The sequence below is a fragment of the Erysipelatoclostridium sp. MSK.23.31 genome (genome assembly GCF_019125875.1).
GTDB lineage: Bacteria > Bacillota_I > Bacilli_A > Erysipelotrichales > Coprobacillaceae > Thomasclavelia > Thomasclavelia ramosa.
The window spans coordinates 26,080-42,654 of record NZ_JAHOCB010000016.1 but is presented as its reverse complement, the minus strand read 5'-3'; the positions used below and the strand labels follow the sequence as shown (position 1 = coordinate 42,654).

Below are 16,575 nucleotides of genomic sequence, written 5' to 3'. Positions count from 1 at the left end.
AAATGGTAGTGATGTTATTGATAATATCGCTACCATTTTTAAATTAAAACTAATTAAGTTATTTAATTGAATTATTTAAGAGATAAATTATTTATTATTGATCTTTCCTTGATAACATGAATTACCGACAAGATCATCTTCAATTTTTAATAGACGATTATATTTACAAATACGTTCACTACGAGACATCGAACCAGTCTTGATTTGTCCAATATTTAAACCGACTGCCAAATCACTAATAAAAGTGTCTTCACTTTCACCAGAACGGTGTGAAATAATTGGAGCAATCTGGTTTTTTACAGCCATTTCAATACAATCAATAGTCTCACTTAAAGTACCGATTTGATTTAATTTAATTAAGATACTATTGCTATAGTTTCCTGCGATTCCGGCTTTTAACCGATTGGTATTAGTAACAAATAAATCATCACCAACTAATTGAATTTTAGCTCCTAGTCTACTAGTAAGTTTTTTCCAACCAGTATAATCTTCTTGATCTAAACCGTCTTCAATAGAGATAATAGGGTATTTGCTTACAAGTTGTTCGTAATATTTAATTAATTCATCACTTGTATATTGTTTACCATTAATTGTGTAAATACCATTCTGGTATAGTTCACTGGCAGCTACATCGAGGGCAATTGAAATATCTTTGCCAGGTTCATAATTACATTCTTTAATAGCTTTAATGATTAATTCTAGGGCATCATCATTGGATTCGAGATTAGGCGCAAATCCACCTTCATCACCCACAGAAGTTGCTAGATTACTTCTTTTCAAAATATCTTTTAAAGTATGGAAAACATTTGTTGCCATTTCCATTGCTTGATAGAAAGAATTGGCACTGATTGGCATAATCATGAATTCTTGAAAATCTAGTGAGTTAGTAGCATGGCTTCCGCCATTTACAATATTGATCATCGGGGTTGGTAAGACATGAGCATTGCAACCGCCTAAATAACGGTATAATGGAATTTCAAGATAGTTTGCAGCGCAATTTGCAACCGCCAAAGATACTGCCAGCATGGCATTAGCACCTAATTTTTCTTTATTTTCTGTATTGTCAAAGCGAATCATTGCTAAATCAATTTCTCGTTGTTCTAATACACTTTTTTCTTTAATTAATTTGGCAATAGTCTCATTCACATTGTTTATTGCTTTAAATACACTTTTTCCACGATACCGTGCATCATCGTTATCGCGTAATTCTAAGGCTTCATATTTTCCTGTTGAGGCACCACTTGGAACAATCGCACTTCCAGAAAATCCACTTTCCGTAGTTACTTCAACTTGAATTGTTGGAAAACCTCTTGAATCTAATACTTGTCTTGCATATACATTTGAAATATATGGCATAATTTTATCACTCCTTCATTTTTTATTATGAACGGCTTTAATTTGCTTTAATCAAATATATTATCTTGTTTTTAATAATTATTATACGGTAATAAAGGAGTTTTTTATTAATGATTCATGTAATTGTTAATTCAAAGGTACTTTACAAGATTGGATACAAGTGCTAATATGCAATTAATTTTAGAGATGTTAATCAAGTGCTAGATAAAGGGGAGAACACGAATGAAAATAAATGAAGAAAGAAATTTACCAATTGGATTCATTGATTCTGGTTTAGGGGGATTAAGTGTTTTAAAAGAGGCGATAAAGATAATGCCTCATGAAGATTTTATATACTATGGTGATTCTTTAAATGCTCCTTATGGAACCAAATCAGTAGATGAGATTAGAGATTTAACCTTTGCTATCGTTGATAAATTATTAAAATTAGGGATCAAAGGATTAGCAGTAGCGTGTAATACTGCAACAAGTGCAGCTGTTCGACAGCTTAGAATAATGTATCCTGATTTAACAATAGTTGGAATTGAACCAGCAATTAAACCAGCAGTTGAATCAAACCATGGTGGTGAAATCTTAGTAATGGCAACACCTATGACAATAAAACAAGAAAAGTTTAACCGGCTGCTAGATATCTATAAAGACCGTGCCAAAATAATACCAGTATCATGTAAGGGGTTAATGGAATTTGTAGAACATGGAAATTTGAATGGGAGCTTTTTAGAAGCATATTTTAATGAAACACTTGTCCCTTATTTAAATGATACTACTGAAACAATTGTTTTAGGATGTACGCATTACCCCTTTTTAAGACCGTATTTAAAAGAATTTTTAGGAGAGCGAAGAATACAGATTATTGATGGCAGTCATGGAACTTCATGTGAATTAAAGCGGCAGTTAGCAGGAAAAAAATTATTGCAGAAAGAAAATCATGAAGGGAAAGTAGTAATAAAAAATTCGATGGATGAACCAGAGATGATTGATTTGAGCTGGAAATTATTGAATTTGCCAATCGATTAAGTTACATACAAATTTTAAAAATGGCCGAATTGGCCTTTTTTAGTGTGATACAAAAAATGTTAAATTATGGTTAAATTTTCGTATAAGAGTGCAATAGAGTATACTTATAAATAAAGGTTAGTTTTAAAATATTTAGCGAGTAAAAGAACATGATTAAATTTTGAATGTTCTTTTTATACTGTTGGAAAATATAATATAACTGCTTATAAAGTGTAAAAAGATAATTCTTTGGGAGGATTCCTTTATGCGTAGAAAATTATTTTTAATTGTTCTAACTGCGTCACTATTGTTATCTAGTATTATTTCGATTTATGTAATTCATAATCTTCAAGGAAATGCCAGAGTTATCAATTATACTGGTGTTGTTCGTGGTGCAACGCAACGATTGATCAAACAAGAATTAAGTAATAAGCCAAATGACAAATTAGTGAAAAAAAATAGATGATATTATTGATGAACTACAAACTGGACATGGTGAACTTGGTTTGATTCGTTTAGCTTCTGATGATTTCCAAGAAAATATGACTCAAATGAAATTTGATTGGGAGGGGTTAAAAAAAGAAATTTATTTGGTTCGAGAAGGCAGAGATAATGGGAATTTATATTTTTATAGTGAAGCCTTTTTTGAGTTGGCAGATGATACGGTACATTCTACGGAATTGTATTCTGAAAAGAGCGTGTATTCAGCAGAAGGAACATTAATAATTTTGAATCTAGCGTTAGCAATACTAGTGTTTTTTATTTATAAGTATAATACTAAACAAGAAAAAATACGAAAAAAATTAGAGAAAGAGGAAGAAAATAATAAACAACGTAAAGTATAACTTGCAAGACTGGCTGGCTCCCTTAAATGATATTTCTGAACTTTTATATATTGTTGACTTAGAAACTTATGATTTATTATTTATTAATGAAACCGGAATGAAAATATTTGAGGTTGATTCAATCTATGGAAAAAATGTTATAAAGTCTTACAAGGAAGAGATGCGCCTTGTAATTTTGTACTAACTGCTATTTGAAAGAAGAGGAAAATTATACTTGAGAATTTACTAATCCGCTAACTAAACGGCATTACCTGTTAAAAGATCGTTTAATTGAGTGGGATGGTAAGGTTGCAAGAATGGAAATTGCTTTTGATACTACAGAATCTGAGATAGAAAAACAGCAGTTAAAATTTACACTTGAGGCTGAAAAAACGATTACAGAATGTATTGGTATATTATATCGTGAAAATGGCGTTAGTACTGCAATTATTGAAGTGTTGAGAAAGCTTGGGAATTTTTTATCAGCAGAAAGAACATACATAATCTATATTAAAGATGAACTAATGTATAATGACTATGAATGGTGTGCGGAAAATATTATATCACAAAAAAACACCCTACAAGGAATTCCTCTTGCAATGATTGATCGGTGGATTCCTTATTTTAAAAATGATAAATGTGTAATCATTGAAAATTTAGAAGAAATAAAAGAAATTTCATTGGAAGAATATGAAATACTAGACAGTCAGTCAATAACTAGCTTAGTGTAGCTCCGTTGGAACAAAATGGCGAACTGGCAGGTTATTTAGGAGTTGATAATCCACCTCCAGATAAAATTATTAATATTGCTTCATTGCTTCAAACATTATGTTATTTCGTTTCATTAGCATTACAACATGCAGAGAGTCAAAAAAAATTATCATATTTGAGTTATCATGATAATTCAACGACCTTTTATAATCGTAATCGTTATATTAAAGATACTCAAAAACTTTTTAATATGGATACTTCATTGGGAATTATTTATTTAGATGTAAATGGTTTAAAAGATGTAAATGATCAATTTGGACACGAAGTTGGTGACGCATTATTGGTTGAATGTGCTAGACGTATGAAAATGGTATTTAAAAAAGCTGATTTTTATCGTATTGGTGGGGATGAATTTATTATTATTATTTGTCAAAGCATAAAAAAAGAGTCATTTGAAAAACGAGTTAAAGAATTAAGTGAAAGTTTTTCTAAAAAACCAGTTTGTCAAGTAGCGATAGGAACACAATGGACTAATGCAGTAGGTAATATTAATGAGATGATTGCTGAGGCAGATGCAAGGATGTATGAAAATAAAAAAGAATTTTATCATAAGCATATGATTTCCAGACGGTATCGTCACCATAGCGATGAGATGCTGCATCTCACTAATATTGATTATCTAGAATCTGAGATTGAAAACGGTCATTTTGTTGTCTATCTACAACCTAAAATTTTATGTGAAGATTGCTCATGTGTTGGGGCAGAAGCATTGATACGTTACTGTGATAATGCTGGGACATTAATTCCGCTTTCAATAAATTTTTCTATAGAATCACTTCGTGGTAAATCTTTTGTTGAACGTATTTTAGAAACTTGTAAAAAATATCAAATACCTACTAAATATATAGAAATAGAAATAACAGAACGAGTACATGACGAAAAGAATTTTGAAATTAAAACGGTAATATCAAAACTTCGTAGTGCTGGATTTATTGTAGCTATTGATGATTTTGGAACGGAGTATGCCAATTTAGCATTATTATCGGATGCTGAGTTTGATATTCTAAAATTGGATAAGAGCTTAATTAGTAATGTTGCATTAAATCCAAGAACTAAGATAATCATGGAATATATTTCAAAAATTTGTCATCGATTAGGGCTGGATATGATAGCGGAAGGAATTGAATCTGAAGAGCAGTTTTTTACGCTGTGTTCATATGGGGTTGAAACAGTTCAAGGTTATTTATTCAGCAAGCCGTTGGCAATAAATGTTTTTGAAGAAAAGTATCTAAGTTAATTTTAAGAAGCTAATTAAAGTTTATTTAAGGTGTTGTATGTGAAGTGTATAAATAATAACATTTATTTGACTTTATTTTTTAGTTGCCATTGACATTGTCTATATAATTATCTAGAATATAAGTATATAGACGTGGTATTACCTTTAAATCAATTATAGCCTAAGTATTAGTATGAGCAATTTTTTTGCTTGCTTTACTTAGGTTTTATTCTTTTAAAAGTAATGAATGTTTACTGATTCAATCAAGTATGACAAAATAGATGGACAAGGAGTGTGAAAAATTAAGGGAAAACAAATATTGTTAGTACTTGGTAATAATCCGCAAGTATCAAATACTTGTTGCAATTTATTTAGGCCTTTGATTTATTTTAGACTAGAGAAGGGTAAAGGAGCAAAAAAATGAAAAGGTTAGGGAAAAGGAGAATCATTTCGCTAATTATGGCTTTATCAATGGCTGTTACAACTGTATTTAGTGCAAACATTTCTAATGTTAGAGCGCTAACCAATGCAGAAAAAGCAAGGGAACTTGTCAGTAAAATGACATTAGAAGAGAAAATCGGGCAAAAGTTAATGTTATCTTTCCGTAGTGGATGGACAATGAGAGATGGAACTAAAATTTCATCGGTTCAAACTATTAACGATGAAATTCATGAGATTATTGGTGAATATGATATAGGGAGTGTTATCTTATTTGCTGCTAACTTTAATTCCGATGCAAAAGTAAATGTAGAATTGACAGATGGTTTACAAAAAGCAGCAATGGACAAAGATTTAGGTAAAAACAGTATTCCTCTATTAATTGCTACTGATCAAGAGGGAGGAATCGTATATCGTTTAACTGGTGGGACGGCCTTACCAGGAAATATGGCTTTAGGTGCTAGCGGTAATACTGAAAATGCTGTTAAAGCAGGTAATATTATTGGTAGTGAATTAAATGCGGTTGGTGTAAATGTTAATTTTGCGCCAGATGCTGACGTAAATAATAACCCTAATAACCCCGTTATTGGATTACGTTCATTCAGTAGTAATCCGCAATTAGCAGCTAAATTTGTTTCTGCTTATATTGAAGGAGTTCAAAGCAATAATGTGGCAACTGCCGCTAAACATTTTCCAGGGCATGGAAATGTAGCTACAGATTCGCATACAGGTTTACCTTCGGTTCCTGCGACTAAAGAAGAATTATATAAAATAGAGTTAGTACCTTTTCAGGCGGCAATTGATGCTGGAACAGATATGGTTATGACTGCTCATATCCAATTTCCGAATATTGTAACAGAAGAAATTTACTCAGATAAAAAAGATGAGCTGATGAGTCCGCCAGCTACATTATCTAGGGAAATTTTAACTGATTTATTAAGAGATGAAATGAAGTTTGACGGTGTCATTGTAACTGATTCTATGACAATGCAAGGTGTGGCTAATTACTTTGATACAAACGAAAGAAACTTATTAGCTGTTAAAGCTGGAGTTGATATTCTAGATATTCCATTTACGGATATTTCTTCTATGAAAGATATGGAATCTAAATTAATTCCACTGATTAATGCATTTGTCGATGCTTATACTAAAGAAGATGGTTATAATGGAATTAAATTATCATTAGAAGAATTGGATAAATCTGTGGAAAGAATTTTAGTTTGTAAATACAACAGAGATGTCATGGATTTAGCAAATGATACAACTACATTAGATGATAAAAAAGCAATCGCTTCGAAAGTGGTTGGTTCTGTTGAAAATCGTGAAACAGAGAGATTAATTTCTGCAAATGCAGTTACTGTTGTTAAAAATGAAAATAATGTATTACCACTTAAATTGACTAAAGATTCAAAAGTAGTATTTGCATCAACTTATTCAAGGAATAATAATCGTTTTATTTTGGCTTGGCAAAGAGCTAAACAGGCGGGAATTATTCCAGAGGGGGCAGATTATAAGATTTTGCAGCACTATAATTGGACAGGATTAAACGATAAGGTAAACAGTGCTATAAATTCTGACGGAACTAATTTTGTTGGGACAAATAAAGATGTGCTAGATTGGGGTACTGTTCTTGTCCATGCCTCAGAAATCAGTAGTGCTAGTGGAATAGATGGATATTTGGTAGCTTGCCCACAATTATTTACTAAGTATTGTAAAGAAAATGGAAAGCAGACGGTTGTTATTTCATTAAATCATCCTTATGATGTTCAAGCCTTCCCAGATGCTGATGGTATTTTAGCAGTGTATGGAACTACTAGTCTTGGGCTGGATATTACGGAATCATTCGGTGGTGGTACAGTTGGAGCAACAGCAGCATTTAGTCCTAACTTGACAGCAGGTACTGAAGTAGCTTTAGGTACATTTGGAGCTTCTGGGAAACTACCGGTAGATATCCCAAAATATGTTCCAAAATCTGGAGTATATTCAACTGACGAAAATGTCTATGAATTAGGATATGGTATAGAATATGATGCAATTGCTAAAGATCCAGATAAAAAAGGACTAGCAGATGCGATTGCACAAGCTAAAGCTATAGATAAAAGTGTATATACTACTGAGTCTTGGGAGGCAGCTGCAGAAGCTTTAAATACTTTAAAAGTCGTATTGCAAACGGCTGAAAATGTTAATTTGACTCATAAATTGGCACAGTTTGTTGTTGATGAAAATGAAACAGATTTACGTGATAAATATAATACGGTTTTATCATTATTAGTATATAAATCTGACAAAAAAGCTTTATCAGATTTGATTGCCGAAGCGAAGAAATTAGATAAAGATCATTATACTATTGAAACTTGGCAAAATTTTGAAAAAGCATTAGAAAATGCTGAATCTATATATGATGGAAATGTACCACAAGATGAAGTTGATTTAGCTAAAGAAGCATTAGAAAAAGCAAAAAATGAGTTACTTGAGAAAAATAAAAAAGAATTATCAGTTGCTCTTGAAATGGCTAAACAAGTAACACCAGAACAGTTAGATAAGGTTGTACCAGCTGTGGTGACTGAATTTAAGGCTGCATTGGAAAATGCTCAAATAATTTTTGATAAAAAGGATGCAAATGAACTTGAAATAAATAAAGCTTTTGAACGCTTATCTAATGTAATGCAAATGTTGGAATTCTATAAGGGCGATAAAACACAATTAAGTGCATTAGTAGAAAAAATTGAAAAATTAAACAAAAATGATTATTTAAGCGCAACATGGAAAAATTTAGAATCCGTCTTAACAACGGCAAAAGATGTTTTGAACAATCCTGATGCTTTAGAAATAGAAGTAAGTGAAACGCATGATCAATTAGTAAGAACCTTTTTACAATTAAGATTAAAGCCAAATAAAGATTTGTTAAGTGAGTTGATCAATAAAGCTGAAAATACAGATCAAACAAAATATACAGCAGTATCATTATTATCGCTTAAGAGCGCATTAGTAGAAGCAAAAGCAGTTCTTGATAATAACGAAGCAACCCAAGATGAAGTAACTGCTGTAGAAATATTATTGAAAACAGCATTAGACAATTTGGTAGTGAAAGAAATTACTCTAGATGATCCAAATGCTCAAACACCACCAGATGCTAAACCAGGTAATGGTGCTATAACTGCGACAAAAACAGGTGATGATTCTATGATGTTAACATTTGCCTTAGCGGGATTATTGGCTTTAGCTGGCAGTGTGATTGTATTGAAGAAAAAAGAAGAATAATTTATACTTAAGCTAAAAAGTCACTGTATATAGTGGCTTTTTTGTTTTGGTTTGTTTTGAGAAACAGGATGATTTATTTAATAAGAAATATGTTATAATATTCCTAATATTATTTTATAGTACATTGGTTTAAACAATATTTATTTAAAATACTAAATAAATTTCACATTTATTAGTTAGAAAGGGGAATTTTTAATGAAGCAGCAAAAATGGAATATTCATACGCATACAACAAGATGTGGGCATGCAACTGGACTAGATATTCAATACATTCAAAGTGCAATTGAGGCTGGATTTACAATGTTAGGATTTAGCGAACATCTGCCTTATCCTGAAATACGGATTTCTGGGGCACGAATGTTTTATGAGCAAAAAGATGAATATATTGCAACGATAAGAAAATTAAAACAAGATTATCAAGATAAGATTGATATTAAAGTTGGCTATGAGGTTGAGTATTTAAAAGATCATTTTAATGATTTGATGAATTTGAAAAAAGAATGTGATTATATGATTTTGGGACAACATTTTAAATATTTAATTTATGACTATGACAGTTATTGTTCTGATGAGGATGTATATGTTTATGCACAGCAAATAGAGGAGGCATTATCTAAAAATTTTATTACATATGTAGCTCATCCTGACTATTTTATGATGGGGAGAAGGAGTTTTTCAAATGCTTGTGTTGATGCGGCGCATCGAATAGCAAAAGCTAGCATCCGTTATGATACACCGTTAGAAATTAATCTAAATGGTTTTGGATATGGAAAAAAACAATATTATATAAACAATGAATTAAAGGCATGTTATCCATATCCGTTTCGTGAATTTTGGGAGATAATTGCTATGTATGGTTGTAAAGTAACTTTTGGATATGATGCTCATTCACCACTTACGTTATTAGAACGTGAGCGGGAATGTTGGGCTCTAGATATTTTAAGTGATCTACCACTTAATTTTATTGACCATATCGAATTAAAATGAGCTTTATAGATAAAATATTATTGCTAAAAATTATTATTAACTATATTTTTTGATTCAAATAAGATTAGTAATTTAAGAAAAAGGAGATTAGAAATGTTGTACTCAAAGAAGATAAATATGGCAGATATTAGAGCAAGAATATGAGTATGTTTCTAATGTTCTAGAAGACAAAAATGATTTTGAAAATAAAATTTTGCCAGGTTATATTAATTCTTCCAACGGGATTGGACTTCTTGAGGGATGGGTTCCGGAAACAGAAGTGTTTTTATGGAAGAGGATCAAATTATTGACTGATTTAGGATTGGACATTACTTGACTGAAAAGTTGGCTCATGGTGCCGGACATATTGGATATGTAATAAAAAAGAATATAGAGGAAACGGGCATACTGTGAAGGATTAAAGGTAACTCTTCAAATAGCTAAAAATATTATTAAAGAGGATAAAATATATCTGTCAGTCCATAAAAATAATCTAGCTTCATTAAAAATCCAATAAAAAAATGGTGCATATATTCATCATGAAGACGATAAGAAATTTTATACACGAATAAAAAATCAGTTTAAAGCTACTCTATAATTAATTAAATACTAGTAAAGCCGGCTAAAAACAATGTACAATAAATAATGGGTTATTTTTAAATACTAATAAATAATTTGAATTAAAAAATAACTATATTTTAATTTGGAAAGGAAGGTATGCATGCCTGTTAATTGCTAGTTTAGCAAAGCTAGGCAATTGAGATTATTAGTTGCGTACTAAAGGGAGTGGAATTATATATGAGAAAATATTTCTTTTTTGACATTGACGGAACATTAACTAATAGTAATCCTGGGGGAATTATTTTACCCTCAACTTTTGAAACATTAGATAAGTTAAGAAAAAATGGTCATTTTGTTGCAATTGCGACAGGAAGAGCGCACTGGATGGCAATGGATTTTAGTCATGAATCAAAAATTGATAATCTAGTTTGTGATGGGGGAAATGGTTTAGTCATAAATGGAGAATTACTAGGAATTGAACCATTAGATAAAAATATTTGTTTAGAAATAATTGATGAGTGCATAGAAAAGAAATTTCCTTTCGGTGTATCTTTAGGGGATGTTCCTGAACTATATACATGTAATGAGTGGCTAAGTAATTTTAAAATGCATACAAAAATTATTGTAGACCCACAGATTGATTTTCATCGGGTTGATAATATTTATAAGATTTTTATTATGGCTACACACAAGCAGGAAGCTGAGTTGACTGCAATCCATAAACTTGGTTATATGCGATATCATGGTGATCAATTAATTGTTGAGCCGTTGGAAAAATATCATGGAATTTTGAAAATGATTGAAATACAAGGAGGAAAACCTGAAGATATAGTTGTTTTTGGTGATGGACATAATGATATTTCAATGATGCGACAAGCACCTATTTCAATTGCAATGGGAAATGCAATTGATGAGGTAAAAGAAGTAGCTACATATATAACTAAATCTAATCAAGAAGATGGGATTGAATATGCTTGTAAACATTTTGGATGGATAGATTAGCTAAATGTGGTATACTACTAGTAGGTGATGAAAAATGGAACTAATAAAATGGATTTTAATGATAGCAGGTATTTTGGCTTTTTTAATTATTGGCTGTATGATATTGCTACGTAGTGATGAAAAAAAGCGGAGTCGAACTAAACAGTACCAAGAAAATATTGATATGCTCAACGAAACTAATGAAATGTTAGATACTACATTAATGGAATTAGAATCTTATAATGAACCGCTAAAGAAGATATGCGAACATATTGATAACTTTAATCATAAATTTCTTGGTCAAAAATAACCGAAAACAGTTGACATAAGATTATTTTTTCATATAATACAGGTATATATAAAAACTCGTTGATAAAGAGAGTAATTTAATTAAGTTTCTTAGCGAACTGGCGTTGGTGAAAGGTCAGTAAACAAGATTAAATGAACCGCACTTTGAAGAGGACTGTTTGAACTAATAGTAGGGCAGTCAGTATGTCTACTTTACAGACAAGAGGGGATATAAGACTTTTTATATCAACAAGAGTGGTACCGCGGAAATTTCGTCTCTTAGCTTTTAATTAGCTAAGAGACTTTTATTTTACGCAAGGATAGGAAAGGAAAGGTAAGAAAAATGAAGAAATTATTAAAAGTATTATTAGTATGTACGATGGCATTTACACTTGCTGCCTGCGGCGGAAACAGCGGTAGTGATGGTACGAAAGAAATTTTGATTGGGATTTCTCCAGATTATCCACCATATGAGTCTTTAGAGGGCAAAGATATGGTTGGATTTGATATTGATATGACTAAAGAGTTGTTTAAAATTATGAATGATAACGGTGGTAATTATGAATATAAATTTAAACAAATGTCATTTGATACAATTTCTACAAGTCTGATTTCTGATCAAATTGATTTAGGAATTTCTGGATTTACAATGCATAAAGACTGGGATGTATTATGGTCAGACAAATACAATGATTCTAGACAAGTTGCTTTAGTTGCTAATGATAGTACAATTACTACTAAAACTGATTTAGAGGGTAAAAATATTGGAGCTCAATTGGCTGCTACTGGTGAAAGTGTAGCTAATGATATTAAAGATGCTAAAGTTAAAGCAGTAAAAGATGTTAAAGTTTTAATTGAAACTTTAAATTCTGGTGGGATTGATGCAATCATCTTAGATGAAGCAGTTGCTAAAAACTATGTAGAACAAGGCGGATATAAGATGTTAGATGAAACTTTATTAGAAGAAGAAAATTTAATCATCGCTAATAAAGGAAGTGAAGATTTAATTAAAGACATCAACAAAGCACTTGCTGAATTCATTAAATCAGATAAATATCAAGAATTAAAAACTAAGTGGGGAGCATAAACGTGGATGCATTAGTTGCTTTTTGCACAGCAGACAATTTGATTTTTTTACTACAAGGGGCTGGTAAATCTTTATTACTAGCCGCTTGTGCTTTGTTTTTTGGCCTTATTCTTGGGGTTTTAGGTGCTGCTGCAAAAATTTCAAAACATAAAATACTAAGACTTATTGGAAATGTTTACGTTGAATTGATCCGTGGAACGCCCATGTTGTTACAAATACTTTTTCTCTATATTGCTTTTCCGTTATTAATGCGTTCGATTACTGGGGAAAGATTTATTCCTGATCCATATGTTTGTGGTGCTATTGCGATGAGTATTAATAGTGGTGCATATTCGACAGAATTGATCCGTAGTGGAATTATGGGAGTTGATAAAGGTCAATGGGAAGCTTGTGAAGTATTAGGACTAAATTATACACAAACAATGAAATTAATCATTTTGCCTCAGGCGTTTAAAAGAATCATTCCTCCAATCGTCAGTGAGTTCATTACTTTAATTAAAGATTCATCACTAATTTCGGTTCTAGGAGCAACTGAATTATTATATTCAGCACAAATTTTGGGGGCGAATACATTTAATTTGATTCCGCCATTATTGGCCTCTGCTGTATTATATTTAATTATGACCTTAACAACATCTTATTTTGCGAGAAAGATAGAAAGGCGGTTATCTGTAAGTGATTAAAGTTGAGCATATTACTAAAAAATTTAACGATTTAAAAGCAGTGAATGATGTCTCTTTAGAAATAAGAAAAGGAGAAATCGTTTGTTTGATTGGACCTAGTGGAAGTGGGAAAAGTACAGTGTTACGTTGTATTAATGGATTAGAAATTCCTGAAGAAGGAACTGTTTTCATAAATGAGCAGCCATTGAATGCTAAAAACCCTCAAGCATTTAAAGAACTTCGTAGCAAAATGGGATTTGTTTTTCAGCATTTTAATCTTTTTCCACATAAAACAGTTTTAGAAAATCTAACATTAGCTCCAATTCAGGTTTTGGGAATGGAACAAGAGGCAGCGAATCAAAAAGCATTAGAGCTGTTAAAACGAGTTGGATTGAGTGATAAAAAAGATGTTTATCCAAATAAATTATCGGGTGGGCAAAAACAGCGTGTTGCTATTGCTAGAGCACTATGTTTAGGACCGGAAGTGATGTTGTTTGATGAGCCGACTAGTGCGTTAGATCCTGAAATGGTTATCGAAGTATTGGAAGTAATGCAGGAATTAGCAAAAGAAGGAATGACAATGGTGGTAGTAACTCATGAAATGGGGTTTGCAAGAACAGTTGGAGATCGTGTGATTTTCTTAGAAAATGGAAAAATTATTGAAGAAGCAAAGTCGGAGGATTTCTTTACACATCCAAAATCAGAGCGTGCAAAAGATTTCTTAAGTAAGGTGATGCATTAATGAAAATTGATTTATTTGATGTTGAAGCTTGGATGACTGAATATGAAACCAACTATCGATATAATTTGGCGGAAACTTGTGTAGCTTCAATGAGTATTAATGATTTATTAGAATTGGTTGAAAATAAAAAAGGAGTCATTGATAATTTATTAAATACTAAATTGGACTATGGACCTATTGTTGGTAGTCAAAGATTGCGGGAAGGGATTGCAAGATTATACCAAAATGGTGATGCCGATAACATTACGATTAGTCATGGCTGTATCAATGCTAATGAGATGGTTTTAATTTCTTTGCTCGAAGCTGGTGATCATTTAATTACGATTACACCGACATACCAACAATTTTATTCTTTTCCAGAATCATTAGGTGTTGAAACTACGCTTATTCCGTTGTTGGAGGAAAATGATTGGTTACCTCGGTTAAGTGATTTCGAAAATGCAATTAAGGATAATACAAAAATGATTTGTCTCGTTAATCCTAATAATCCAACAAGTACAAAATTTTCTAGAGAGTTTCTAGAAAATTTGACTGATTTAGCAAAAGAATACCACTTATATATTCTTTGTGATGAGGTGTATCAAGGATTAGGTGATGGTGAAGTCGCAATCAGTGATTTATATGATAAAGGGATATCTACAGCCTCTTTATCTAAAGTTACATCATTTGCTGGTTTACGGTTAGGCTGGGTAAAAGCTAATTATGAAGTAATTAAACTGATAAATGATCGTCGTGATTATCATATTATTTCAACAGGTTATCTTAACGATTATCTTGGAACTTTAGTTATTGAAAATTATCACAAGATACTTGAACGAAGTAGAAAAATTATTAATACTAATCGACAGATTCTCATTGATTGGTTAGCTCAAGAGCCATTGGTTGATTGCGTTGTTCCTGAAGCTGGAACAATAGCCTTTTTAAAATATCATCTTTCGATAAAGTCTAGGGAACTTTGTGCTAAATTACAACAGGATACAGGAGTGTTTTTTGTTCCAGGGGCATGTTTTGATCAAGAATATCATTTACGTTTTGGCTTTGCTAATAACAGTGACGAAATAAAAACAGGATTACAATTATTTTCAAAATGGCTTAAAGAAAATGCTTAATTTTATTCTTTAAGCTTTTTTATTATCGATAAATAGATATTTATAACAAGCGACCATATTAATAAATAGTGCAACGACAATGCCGATTAACATACTGACAGCTATACTGAAAACCCCTAGTGACTGACTAAGAAAATATATTAAAACTATTTCTAAAGTACATTGAATGATGCTGATTGCAAACATTAAACGATTTTTATTCAAAGCTTGAAGCAATGCACTAAGAGGGGTTTCTAAATAAAAGATAGTGAATGGAATGCACATATATTTTAAATAAGTAGCTCCGCTTGTTGTATCATAAAGGATTTTTAAACAAACTTCTGGATATAAATAAAAAATCAATGTAAACGGTAGACTAATTAAAAAACTACCAATCATAGCAATTAGAATATGATATCTAGCAGCGCTGATTTTATGATAAACTACATCATTAGTGATGATCGGGAGAATCAGGCGATAAATTACGCCATTAAAAAAAGTGGGTGTAACTAATAATGATATGACATAACCGCTTATAATTGCATATTGTTGATGGATCATACTTTCTTTTAAACCGAATTTGGTTAAAACATAGACGAGGATGATTGGCTCTAGAAAGCTAACTAAACATTGATATAAACGTGAACCGGTTAATGGCATAGCGATATTTAACATATCTTTAATTTGCAAATTATTGACAATACTCTGCTTATTAAAGGTTGTAATATGATGATCCTTGAGACGGGTCGTCAAATAGAGGATGGATGCTAATTCACCAACAGACATTGCCAGTGTTGCAAAACTAACTAGATAGGTATCTGTTAAGAAAGAAAATTGTCTAATCATTAAATAACTAAAACTTAATCGAGCAACTTCTTCGACAAAGCCAGCTTTAGCAACTAAAAAGACATTTTGTTTCGCTAAAAAATAATTTTTAATTATTCCACTAATCCCTACGAGCGGAATAAACAATGCCAGTGACAACAAAGGATAGAAAGCACCCTCATTTTTTAAAAGGTTATGACTAATAAATTTCGATGAAAAAAGTAAGGCACTCATGACAATTATACAAGTAAAAAGACAAATCGTTAAACCGGAGATGACAATTTTTTTATTATTATATTTAGGGTTTGCTACAAGTCGAAAGACTGCTGAAGGAATTCCTAATTGACCTAAGGTAATGCATAATGAAACCGTTGGCATTACTAAGATATATAGTGCCATCGCTTCTTGTCCTAATTGTCGCGCTAAAATCATGCGATTAAGAATACTAAACAATTTTGTGATTGCTGAACTAGCGGAAAGAATGATAAAAGAATTTATTAGTTTTCTTTTCAT

Annotated in this window: 15 protein-coding genes and 1 other annotated feature; of the genes, 13 read left to right on the top strand and 2 right to left on the bottom strand. The window is 31.5% G+C overall.

The window, feature by feature from the left end:
* Nucleotides 1–87: 87 nt before the first annotated feature.
* Nucleotides 88–1,356, bottom strand: a complete 1,269-nt coding sequence (gene eno / locus KSU54_RS08775) for a phosphopyruvate hydratase (RefSeq protein ID WP_003538158.1) — start codon at nucleotides 1,354–1,356, stop codon at nucleotides 88–90.
* 222 nt (nucleotides 1,357–1,578) lie between these two features.
* Here eno and murI point away from each other — a divergent pair, with 222 nt between their 5' ends.
* The 13 genes from murI to KSU54_RS08710 all read left to right on the top strand — a co-directional run bounded on the left by murI (nucleotide 1,579) and on the right by KSU54_RS08710 (nucleotide 15,258).
* On the top strand, nucleotides 1,579–2,373 hold the full coding sequence (gene murI / locus KSU54_RS08770; protein WP_003538159.1) for a glutamate racemase: 795 nt from the start codon (nucleotides 1,579–1,581) through the stop codon (nucleotides 2,371–2,373).
* Nucleotides 2,374–2,617: 244 nt separating this feature from the next.
* Nucleotides 2,618–2,818 (top strand): hypothetical protein, encoded by a 201-nt coding sequence (locus KSU54_RS08765; RefSeq protein WP_022007956.1) that lies wholly within the window; start codon nucleotides 2,618–2,620, stop codon nucleotides 2,816–2,818.
* 40 nt (nucleotides 2,819–2,858) lie between these two features.
* Nucleotides 2,859–3,197 (top strand): hypothetical protein, encoded by a 339-nt coding sequence (locus KSU54_RS18820; protein WP_226814473.1) that lies wholly within the window; start codon nucleotides 2,859–2,861, stop codon nucleotides 3,195–3,197.
* A gap of 296 nt (nucleotides 3,198–3,493) precedes the next feature.
* Nucleotides 3,494–3,907 carry a hypothetical protein gene (locus KSU54_RS08755; RefSeq protein WP_003538163.1) on the top strand — a complete coding sequence of 138 codons (414 nt, stop codon included), beginning with the start codon at nucleotides 3,494–3,496 and terminating at the stop codon, nucleotides 3,905–3,907.
* A gap of 5 nt (nucleotides 3,908–3,912) precedes the next feature.
* Nucleotides 3,913–5,184 carry a bifunctional diguanylate cyclase/phosphodiesterase gene (locus tag KSU54_RS08750; protein WP_117791804.1) on the top strand — a complete coding sequence of 424 codons (1,272 nt, stop codon included), beginning with the start codon at nucleotides 3,913–3,915 and terminating at the stop codon, nucleotides 5,182–5,184.
* A gap of 399 nt (nucleotides 5,185–5,583) precedes the next feature.
* Nucleotides 5,584–8,862 carry a glycoside hydrolase family 3 protein gene (locus KSU54_RS08745; protein WP_117791803.1) on the top strand — a complete coding sequence of 1,093 codons (3,279 nt, stop codon included), beginning with the start codon at nucleotides 5,584–5,586 and terminating at the stop codon, nucleotides 8,860–8,862.
* A 195-nt stretch (nucleotides 8,863–9,057) separates the two neighbouring features.
* Nucleotides 9,058–9,849 carry a histidinol-phosphatase gene (locus tag KSU54_RS08740; RefSeq protein WP_009009086.1) on the top strand — a complete coding sequence of 264 codons (792 nt, stop codon included), beginning with the start codon at nucleotides 9,058–9,060 and terminating at the stop codon, nucleotides 9,847–9,849.
* Between the two features lie 777 nt (nucleotides 9,850–10,626).
* Nucleotides 10,627–11,391 carry an HAD family hydrolase gene (locus tag KSU54_RS08735; protein ID WP_117791802.1) on the top strand — a complete coding sequence of 255 codons (765 nt, stop codon included), beginning with the start codon at nucleotides 10,627–10,629 and terminating at the stop codon, nucleotides 11,389–11,391.
* 34 nt (nucleotides 11,392–11,425) lie between these two features.
* On the top strand, nucleotides 11,426–11,680 hold the full coding sequence (locus KSU54_RS08730; protein ID WP_003538171.1) for a hypothetical protein: 255 nt from the start codon (nucleotides 11,426–11,428) through the stop codon (nucleotides 11,678–11,680).
* A gap of 50 nt (nucleotides 11,681–11,730) precedes the next feature.
* Nucleotides 11,731–11,941: a binding site (T-box leader), on the top strand.
* 60 nt (nucleotides 11,942–12,001) lie between these two features.
* Nucleotides 12,002–12,745 carry a transporter substrate-binding domain-containing protein gene (locus KSU54_RS08725; protein WP_008791777.1) on the top strand — a complete coding sequence of 248 codons (744 nt, stop codon included), beginning with the start codon at nucleotides 12,002–12,004 and terminating at the stop codon, nucleotides 12,743–12,745.
* Between the two features lie 2 nt (nucleotides 12,746–12,747).
* Nucleotides 12,748–13,428, top strand: coding sequence for an amino acid ABC transporter permease (locus KSU54_RS08720; protein WP_003538173.1), 681 nt, complete (start codon nucleotides 12,748–12,750; stop codon nucleotides 13,426–13,428).
* A complete protein-coding gene (locus tag KSU54_RS08715) occupies nucleotides 13,421–14,149 on the top strand; it encodes an amino acid ABC transporter ATP-binding protein (RefSeq protein WP_003538175.1) in 729 nt (242 codons plus the stop codon). Before KSU54_RS08720 ends, KSU54_RS08715 begins: the two co-directional genes overlap by 8 nt.
* Nucleotides 14,149–15,258, top strand: a complete 1,110-nt coding sequence (locus KSU54_RS08710) for an aminotransferase class I/II-fold pyridoxal phosphate-dependent enzyme (RefSeq protein WP_003538176.1) — start codon at nucleotides 14,149–14,151, stop codon at nucleotides 15,256–15,258. Before KSU54_RS08715 ends, KSU54_RS08710 begins: the two co-directional genes overlap by 1 nt.
* Before the next feature lie 9 nt (nucleotides 15,259–15,267).
* Here KSU54_RS08710 and KSU54_RS08705 read toward each other — a convergent pair whose 3' ends face one another.
* Entirely contained in the window at nucleotides 15,268–16,575 is a 1,308-nt protein-coding gene (locus tag KSU54_RS08705; protein WP_003538177.1) for an oligosaccharide flippase family protein, read from the bottom strand.